General features: G+C 66.8%; 7 protein-coding genes. 2 read left to right on the top strand and 5 right to left on the bottom strand.

All coding sequences use genetic code 11. The features are described 5' to 3' along the window. Positions 1-276: 276 nt before the first annotated feature. A complete protein-coding gene (locus tag ACFXGX_RS21000; protein ID WP_384793270.1) occupies positions 277-1722 on the top strand; it encodes a recombinase family protein in 1446 nt (481 codons plus the stop codon). 140 nt (positions 1723-1862) lie between these two features. Here the strand turns inward: ACFXGX_RS21000 and ACFXGX_RS20995 are convergent, their stop codons facing one another. The 5 genes from ACFXGX_RS20995 to ACFXGX_RS20975 form a co-directional block, all read right to left on the bottom strand. After that, a complete protein-coding gene (locus tag ACFXGX_RS20995) occupies positions 1863-2801 on the bottom strand; it encodes a hypothetical protein (RefSeq protein ID WP_384793267.1) in 939 nt (312 codons plus the stop codon). Positions 2802-3403: 602 nt separating this feature from the next. Next, on the bottom strand, positions 3404-4753 hold the full coding sequence (locus tag ACFXGX_RS20990) for a replication initiator (RefSeq protein ID WP_384793337.1): 1350 nt from the start codon (positions 4751-4753) through the stop codon (positions 3404-3406). 300 nt (positions 4754-5053) lie between these two features. Beyond that, the gene (locus ACFXGX_RS20985; RefSeq protein ID WP_384793264.1) at positions 5054-5251 is read right to left on the bottom strand and encodes a hypothetical protein; all 198 of its coding nucleotides are present in this window, start codon (positions 5249-5251) and stop codon (positions 5054-5056) included. Then, positions 5248-6549, bottom strand: a complete 1302-nt coding sequence (locus tag ACFXGX_RS20980; protein ID WP_384793261.1) for an FtsK/SpoIIIE domain-containing protein — start codon at positions 6547-6549, stop codon at positions 5248-5250. Before ACFXGX_RS20980 ends, ACFXGX_RS20985 begins: the two co-directional genes overlap by 4 nt. After that, complete coding sequence (locus ACFXGX_RS20975; RefSeq protein WP_384793258.1) at positions 6549-6899, bottom strand: hypothetical protein; 351 nt, start codon at positions 6897-6899, stop codon at positions 6549-6551. The genes ACFXGX_RS20980 and ACFXGX_RS20975 overlap by 1 nt, the downstream gene beginning before the upstream one ends. A gap of 162 nt (positions 6900-7061) precedes the next feature. Between ACFXGX_RS20975 and ACFXGX_RS20970 the strand changes: the two genes are divergently transcribed. Then, positions 7062-7814 carry a GntR family transcriptional regulator gene (locus tag ACFXGX_RS20970; protein WP_384793255.1) on the top strand — a complete coding sequence of 251 codons (753 nt, stop codon included), beginning with the start codon at positions 7062-7064 and terminating at the stop codon, positions 7812-7814. The last annotated feature ends 232 nt before the right edge of the window (positions 7815-8046 follow it).

Raw genomic sequence — 8046 nt, 5'->3', positions numbered from 1 at the left:
TTTTTGGGGGTGGGGGCCCGCGGGGTTCTCGCCCCGGGCGCGCCGGTGGGGGGGGGGGGGGGGCCCGGCGCCCGTTCCCGGGGCCCCCCCTCCCGGTTTCCGGTGGCGTTGTCAGTGCCCGGATCTACTGTGGGGCGAGCAGGAGTTCCCTGGACGGACGCTCCTGCCGTGCCTAGCCGGACCGACGACAGGAGAGCGTGATGACGACCCTGCCCGACCGCCCGAACACAGCGCTGCTGGTGATCGAGGTCGTACCGGGCTCATACAGTGTTTTCCATGAGCCGACCTAAGTTAGCCAAGGCCGCGATCACCCCGGGTGAGGCCGCCGCCATCTACTGCCGCATCTCGCACACCAAGGACGAGGATCAGACCGGAGTCGACCGGCAGGAGCGCATCTGCCGAGAGATCGCTGAACGCCTTCAACTCGGTGTCGAGTCGGCCCACATCTACGTCGACAACAACCGTTCGGCGTGGCAGCGCAACCGCAAGCGGCCCGGGTGGGAGGAAATGCTGCGCGCGATGGCGGACGGAGAGATCCGGCACGTCATCGTCTACCACCCCGACCGCCTCATGCGGCAGCCCAAGGACCTCGAAGAACTCCTCTCGATAGCCGACGACAAGCGCGTGCTTCTGCACGGCGAGGCGAACCGGCGCGATCTGTCGGACCCCGACGACCGGTTCATCCTCCGTATCGAGGTGGCCCACGCATGCCGCTCGTCCGACGACGCGTCACGTCGCCTGAAGGACGCCCTGAAGGACAAGGCCCGCGAGGGCAGGCCGCACGTGGGCAGCCGCCCCTACGGCTACACAAGCAACGGTCAGGCGATCATCGAGGAAGAGGCGGAGATCGTCCGCGAGGTCTTCCGGCGCTACCTGGACGGCGAGTCGCCCCTGCACTTGGCCCAGGACCTGGCCGCACGGGGAGTGTCGACGTCCAAGGGCAGGACGTGGGAGGCGGAGCACGTCCGTCGTCTGCTGGCGTCCAACTTCGTGGCGAGTGTCCGCATCCACCAGGGCGAAGAAGTGGGAACCGGGATGTGGCCGGCCATCATCGACCGCGGCCAGTGGGACGAGGTCCAGCGGGTCAGGGAGTACCGGGCCCAGCAACACAGGGACGGCCAGAAACGACCGAGCCGCTTCTATCTGCTGCGCGGGGTCGCGACGTGCGCATGCGGAGCCCGCATGGCCGGTACGAACAGCCAGTACGCCTACTACCGGTGCGTGCGAGCCGACGAAGTCGGACAGCAGAAGTGCGGACGTTCCGTCTCCGCCGTTCCTCTCGAAGCGTTCGCCCGCGATGTCGCGGTCAGGGTCCTCACGAAGTTGGACACGTCCGGCTACGAGCCCGCGACGACCACGCGTCCCGAGGCTGACGTGATCGCGGACGAGAAGGACCGCGCGAAGCTGGAGGAGCTGAAACAACTCTGGCTCACGGACGACGACTTCACGACTGCCGACTTCCACGCCATGCGCGCTGTCGTACTCAAGCGGGTGAAGGAGCGCCAGCGGAAGACGGTCAAGCGCCCCATCACCGTACTGGAGGGCATCGCCGGCCCCGAGGCCGAAGCCAACTGGAAGAAGCTGGAGCAGGCCGAGGACTATGAACGGATGAACGCGATCTACCGGTTCCTGTTCGCGGCCGTGGTCGTACACCCGGCAACGAGGAAGGGCAGGGGGCTCGACACCAACCGAGTGGAGATCAAGCCGAACCCGCTCGACTAGCGATCCATCGACACAGGACCGAGGAGCCCACAGCAGGTTTACGCTGAGGGCGGGCTGATCACCGAGCGAACGGCGCTTTTCGTCTGGGGAAAGCCGGTTGAGCAACCGACTCGCCGCGACATCGCATCTCCAGATGCCCTCTACTTCTCCTCGTCATCGCCAAAGCCGCGCTCCGAGCCTCTCACGTTGCTCATTACCTTTTGCCCTTGATCGTCAATCAGGCGTGTTAGAAATTCCTGCCCAATCCCGAACACTATCGCCCAGGCGACAATCTGTGGGCCAGTGTCTAGATCCGTCAGGCCAGGAATAAACCGGCCGTGAATTAGTATAATTCCAAAAAGAGCCGACAAGGCTCCTACGGGAAGCCTCAGGAGTATGAGCATCACGGGGATCGAATATGGCGTCGTTGTTCCCTGGATTTTTCGAATAGCCAACGCACCGGCCAGGGCGGCCGCGCCGGCCCCTACCCCCTCCACAAGCAGGACATCCGCCTTGTCGATATCTCCACCTGTTGGGCAAACTTGCTTGTTCGAGGGATTGAAGCACAGGAGGGAAGGTATCGCCATATTACCCCTGAGACTCCAGATGATGAACAATACGGCAATGATCCCCGTAGCGAGAACGGTGGAAACGAGGATATTGCGAAAACTGCGCACCCTCGCCCTCTCCGTTTCTTCCGCCTCGTGCGCCGCCAGCAGGGTGGCCACAGCCAGCTCTTTCAAGTCTGGCCCCATTTCTTGACCATTGTTCATCAAGCGGCTATTCAAGGCGGCTAGCCTCGGATCTTCTGCCCCGAGGTGCTGTCTAGCCTGAGCCATTACGACAGTCCCAGCCCATTTGAGCTCGTCGTCGTCATCGGGCACCAGCTTGAGGAGTTTCACTTCAGCTTTGTGTATATTCGCATATGCTCGATCGATGTGCGAACCAGTCAATGTTGAAATCGGATGCCAGTCTCCGGCAGCTGCATTTCGCGCCGCAGCCAGATGGCAGCCTATCTTCTCTGCTATCTTTCGATCGCCAGCGGATAGTTCGGGTTCGATTTCCATCCGCCTGTTAAGCAAGGCCTGAAGATGTGCCACGTGTGCAGTGGTGCGTTGAGCCCAGGAAGATCTCCTTCTTTTCCCGGCTACATCCAAATCGGTATCCAGCTCTGGACCGCCACCTCCTGCCTGAATATCAGCTTGAGACGGAGGTATCTGAGACGACCTGATTCTTATGCTCATTTCTTTATTGGAGCACCAAGAGAGAGCCAGGGCCACTGGGATTGACCCGACAAGGTGATACGTGCTTCGGCGGGGTTAAGGGGTGGGAGCTCAAAACCAGGGATATGCCGTGCGGCAGCCGTCACCCGTATGGCCGATTGCATCGACTTATCCTCTGATCGGCAGTGTCAACCGCCTTACCTGTGTTTTCTGAGTCGCGCGACCCAACCGGGATACACCTATGGGCGCGTGTAGGCGATCTCTTGGTTCCTGCCACGATCGTTCGCCTGCCGACGCGGAAGGCAAGGGGTTCGACACAGAGGGGGTGAGCACCAAGCCAAACGCGTTCAACTAGCAATCCTTTATTTTAGGGCCAAGAAGCCGCGCGAGTCGCGCAGCGCTCTTCGGCCCTACGCGCGTGGGGAACTTGGCCGCCTGACGCTCGACAGCCCGAGCCCACTGCTCGCCGTGGCGTCTCGTCATGGGGACCCCTCACGTTCTCCGCGGGCGATCTCGCGGTTCGTGGCGATGTCCTCGGCGACTCCAGCCGCGATGAGTGCGGCGCCGGGAGTGTGTCCGGAGCCGACGTAGCGCCAGTGCTGTTTGGTGGCCGCGTCGGGGACGTCGTCGTGGCCCGTGTGGTGGGCGCGTTCGGCGCGAAGTGCTGCGTAAGTGGTGGAGTAGGCGCGGGATTTGGTGAGGATGTGGCCGCGGTAGCCGAGGGTGTGGGCCCAGGCCCGGAGGCGGAGTGGCTCGTACTCGGGGAGGCCGCCGAGGCGCCAGCAGGTGCGCATGAGCGCCCGGACGTGGTCGTTGACGGGGACCGTTTCGATGTCGCCCCAGGCGGTGAGCCGGTGGTCGGTGCCGGCGCCTGTCTCGCTCGCTCCCTTGGTGACGTACTTGGCGACGTACGCGGCTACGGCGTCGTCGTCCGGGCCAAGACCGTCGGCGCGGAGCGGCCGGGCGTCGATTTGAGCACCCCAGCGGAGATGGAGTTCGCCGATGGCGGGACTGTGGGGAGTGCGGACCTGGACCCGTCGGGCGGAGGCGCCCACGGCGTCGGTGAGTCGGTCGGGGGTGCCCCAGGGCGGGGGTTCATCGTCGGGTCTGGCCGGACCGTCGAGGCGAACGACTGCGTGGACGTGGACGGCACCACGCTTCTGGTACTCGGCGACGCGGGCGAAGGACAGTCGGGCGTGATCGGCGAATCGGGACTGTACGAGGCCAGCCGAGGTGGCGAGTTGGCGTCGGACGCCGATGACGAAGCGGTCCCAGAGCTTTCCGGCGTGTGCGTGCCAGAGGACGTGGGCCGGGTAGTCGTAGCAGTCGGTGCAGAGGGGTTGACCGATGATGGGATCGGCCGTGTTGTGGACGGCGCCGCAGCCGAGGGGCCGACCGTGCTCGCAGCGTCCGCGGTCGCGACGGGGGCGGCAGTGGTCTCCGTCACGGTGCACGGGGCCGAAGGACGGTGCGGTGAGGGTGATGAAGAGCCGGGGTCGGTCGCGGACCGTGGTGGGGATGTTCTTGCCGCCGAGGAGGCCGGCGCGGATGAGGTGGTAGGTGTCGCCCGCGTGGAGTCGGGAGCAGGGTGCGCAGACGGTTGAGCGTCGGTTGCGGCAGCGGATGAGGAGTCGTTCGCCGGGCTCGGTGCCGGTGTCGTAGTGCTGGATGATCTCGCCGGTCGAACTGTCCAGGGTGGTGGTCGATCCGGACAGGTGCACGGGGTGCGCGCACCCGCCGGTGGCGGTGATCTGGTCGAGCCAGCGGGCGAACAGGGGGTCTTGGGCGATGCGGATGGCATCGCGGTCTGCTTCGGGGAGCTGACGCAGGCGCGCCGCGCGGTCGAGAGCGGCGCGCCTGTCAGCCGGGGTGAACTCGGGGGTGATGGTGGTGACCTTCCGGGGTGGGCCGCCGAGGCGGCACGGGTGATGGTTGGTGGAGCGCTGTCGTTCATGGGCTTGCTCCTTCGGTGGTCAGGTGGTGGCTCGGTGGGTCAGCGGATGGTTCCGGTGCCGCGGCAGACGCGGCAGCGGTGAAGCCGTCCGGTCCAGGTCCTGCGGGCTCCGTCGCCCTTACAGACGGGGCATCTCACGCGGGGCATGGGCATGGTCTTGCTCCTTCCGGCCGGGCTAGAAGTGGGAGAAGCCGCTCAGGCCCCAGGTCATGAAGCCGTTGATGGTGAGGCTCACGGGGGTCTGGCCGAGGTACATGCCGAACAGGGCGATGCAGACGGCCTCCCAGGCGCGCACATCGCGGGAGCGCACGAGCAGGAAGGTGATGATCCCGAAGACCACCACGAGGGACACGGCGGTACCTGTGGTGATCACTTGTCGTCTCCTTCGAGCGCCGCGAGGGCGCGGACGATGCCAGGCAGTTCGGGAGTCAGGGCGCTGTACTTCTTGGAGGTTGCTGCGGCCTGTTCGGTCGAGGTGAGGTGGGAACGGGCCCGGCTCCAGCCGCCCTCCGGGCCAGAGCAGACGGCCACGCCCTGCTCGTCAGGAGTGATCGACTGGGCCACGATCACGGCGTCCTTGTTGAGATCCCCGAGGGTCATCTCTGCTGTACCGGGGTCGTTGACGCGGTGGCAGATCCGGCCGCTGAGCTGGGCCCGTAGTGCGGTGACGCCGGGGCCGAGGTCGGAGCCGACGCGTTGGCCGGCGACGACCATGTGCACGCCGAGCGCGGCCCCGAGCTGCGCCAGGCGGAGGAGGAGGGTGGAGCACTGGTCGGCTTCCGCTTTGCTCTCGCGCCGTCCGTCGGAGAGATACAGTTCCGCGATCTCGTCGACGATGACCACGACCGGCACCGGGCGTAGCTTCTCCGGGAGCTCCCAGATGGAGCGGACGCCCGCAGTACGGCAGGTATGCATGCGGTCCTGCATGTCGACGGCGAGCGCGGTGAGTACGGCGACCGCTTCACGGCGGCAGGTGGTGAGGGCGCTGAGTCGTTCGGCGAAGAGGCCGAGTTCCATGCCGCCCTTGCAGTCGATGCCGACCAGGGCGACGGGTTGCGGGGCGAGCTGGGTGATCAGCCGGGCGAGCAGGGTGGATTTGCCGGAGCGGGTGGCGCCGGCGATGAGCCAGTGCGGGACGAGTCGCAGGTCCATGACCCAGGCGCCGCCGCTCTCCAGGACACCGATCAGGGCGGACAGGAGTGCGGTGGGCGCCGAGGCTAAGCCCGGCCGGGCCAGCGGATCACTCGCGGTTGCGGTCAGCAGCACCAGACCGCGTTCCGGCGAGGTGCCCCGTACCGCGTGCACCTTCCACGCGTGCACGAGCGCGTCCGCCGCCTTCAGGTACGTAGCTGGGGTCTGGCCCGCGTGCAATCGCACCGTTGCCGTCAGGCCCATGCGGTTGGCCCGCGGGAAGGAGAGCCGGGGTATGACCGGCCGCAGCGGATCACCCTTGACGACCAGGTCCCCGAGCAGCCCGCGGGGCGGACGCCTGGAGACGGAAAGGTCGTTGAGCATCGCGACCTTCCGCCAGGTGAAAACCACCCGGCACGCGGTGACCGGGTATCCGGCGAGGTACCAGTGCCAGGCCGGACGGTGCCGACGGAGAAGGTCACCGACGACGAGCACCCAGGCCAGTAGAGCGAGCCCGAAAGCGAGCGCGATTGGCCCCATCACGCACCACCGCCGGTTTTGGACGCTGCCGGGGCGCCATGGACGGGGGTGATGGCGTCGGCGCGGAAGCTGACGCCGTGTCGGTCGCCCATCGACCACATGAACGCGGTCAGTCCGGTGACCTTGACGATCCGTCCTTCGTCGATGCCTTTGGGCTGTCCGGTTACGGCGATCTCGATGACGGAAATCCGTCGTCCGTCCTGCCGCACGGTGACGGCGACGGTCCAGACCGGGTTGCCGTCCCGGTCCCTCTTCACCTCCTGTGTCTCGAAGTTGCTGATCTTCGCTTCCGGTGCGATGGCGCACCGCAGTACGCCCAGTCGTGCCGTGTCCACGGGAATGGACTGCATTGCGTGGCCTCCTTGGCCAATCAGGACGCCTGACACATTCGGACGTCACTTGTCCTTACGAGTGACGACTATGCGGCTCTGTACGGCGAGGGTGCAACTACTTATGCTGACGAGTGATGTCGCGCGTGCGACGTGCCTACGACCTCACCCGGAGATGCCGAGATGACAGAGATCCAGCGCCCCGGAGCCCTCTACCAGCAGGTCGCCGCCGCGATCCGCGAAGCGATCCTCACCGGCGAGTACGAACCCGGAGGCCCGCTCCCCTCCGAGGCCCAGCTCATGGAGCGCTACAAGGTCTCGCGCCCCACCGTCCGCAACGCGGTCGCCGCTCTGCGCGCGGAAGGCCTCATCGACGTCCACCACGGCAAGGGCAGCTTCGTCCGCTCCGCCGGCGGCCCCGCCGTCGCGATCTCCCGCCACATCGGCAGGACACCGGCCGGGCATTTCCGGCTGTACGGCGTCGCCGTGTGGCAGCAGGCCGAGGAACCGCACACCTACCGCACCCACACCACCGAAGCCACGGCCCAGCTGCTGGGACTCCAGGTGGGAGAGGCCCTGTTCGGCTGTGACCAGCTGCTCGCCGACCCGGACACCGGAGCCCGCGCGATGCTCCGGACACTGATCCCTTTCGCCACCGTCGAAGCCGTATCCGATCTCGGCAAGAGGCCGGACGCCGCCCCCGCCGCGATCTACGCCATGCTGACGGCGGCCGGCCACGAGCTGTGGTGGTCGGAGTCGGTACGGGCCCGCATGCCGCTGCCCGACGAGCGCACCACGCTGCGCCTGCCCGATGCGACCCCGGTCCTGCACGTCTCCCGCGTCACCTGCGGCACCGGCGACCGGGCCCTGATCCTCGAAGAACTCCACATCGGAGCAGCCCGCACCGAACTCACCTACCGGATCGACGCCGAATAGCCCGCGTGGCGCGTCCGCGGCCGGGAGCCGATGGCGATCGGTCGAAACAGTCTTCACTTCCTCAAGGGCGCGCCTGCGGCGCGCCGGGCAGCCCGGCCGCCCCGGCCGGGCGTGCGGCGTGGCCGCCGGTCCCGTCCGGTCGCCCGACTGCCCGCACCACAGCACGCCCAAGGAGTCGAGGCGACGAACGGCCGCCGAGGGCCGGAGTGCACGGGGCCGGGGGTCGCCGGCC

This window comes from Streptomyces sp. NPDC059371 (assembly GCF_042751995.1).
GTDB lineage: Bacteria > Actinomycetota > Actinomycetes > Streptomycetales > Streptomycetaceae > Streptomyces.
The sequence above is the reverse complement of the archived record's forward strand: the minus strand, read 5'-3'. Positions and strand labels throughout refer to the sequence as shown.